Below are 779 nucleotides of genomic sequence, written 5' to 3'. Positions count from 1 at the left end.
CTGTCGTAGGATACGTCGTTATACCATCGTTTGCAAAGGCTTTTTTCCTTATTTCTAGATATTGTTCTGTATTAAGTAGTTTAGGAAACTTAATAAGGTTAATAACAGTGGTAGAAGCATCTATAGAAATACTTGTTTTAGTCGCTTTTCCTTTCTTTGTAGTAATCAATAGTACTCCATTGGCTCCCCGTGATCCATAAATAGCAGTAGCATCTGCATCTTTCAAAACTTCGATAGATTCTATAGATTGTGGATCGATATAATTTAAAGGATTTATAGTTGACCCATAAAAGATTTGTGCTGAGGTTGAAGTATCTCCCATCGAATTGGTATCAAATGGAACACCATCTACTATAAATAGAGGATTATTCCCCGCAGCAATACTATTTTGGCCTCTTATCCGAATGGTGTAGCCACCTCCAGGAGTTCCAGAAGTTGGTGTAATCTCTAAACCAGGAACACGACCTTGCAAAGCATCTAAAACAGAATTCACGGGCTGATTCTCTATTTCCTTGGCCGTTACACGAGCAATAGACCCCGTACGTTCTTTGTCTTTTACAGCATAGTACCCCGCATTTATCACCACATCTTTTAGCTGAATCCCGTCATCTTCTTTTATGAAACTCACATTTATCACACTTCTATTCAATACCTCTTCTTCACGAATAGGGAAATCCAATTGCTCAAAAATAAGCTTTGCATCATCATGCTCTAAGATCAGCGAATACTGTCCATTCGCATCAGTTCGCACACTATTTTGTGTACCTTCTTCTGTTACT

Annotated in this window: 1 protein-coding gene; it reads right to left on the bottom strand. The window is 38.1% G+C overall.

Annotated features, from left to right (window positions below; all coding sequences use genetic code 11):
* On the bottom strand, positions 1–779 hold a 779-nt coding region (locus B4A23_RS04690), incomplete at both ends, for a TonB-dependent receptor plug domain-containing protein (RefSeq protein ID WP_291117464.1).

This window comes from Empedobacter sp. UBA7248 (genome assembly GCF_002472945.1).
Classification (GTDB): Bacteria; Bacteroidota; Bacteroidia; order Flavobacteriales; family Weeksellaceae; genus Empedobacter; species Empedobacter falsenii_C.
Note: the sequence above shows the minus strand (reverse complement) of the source record. Positions and strands in the feature narration are given on the sequence as shown.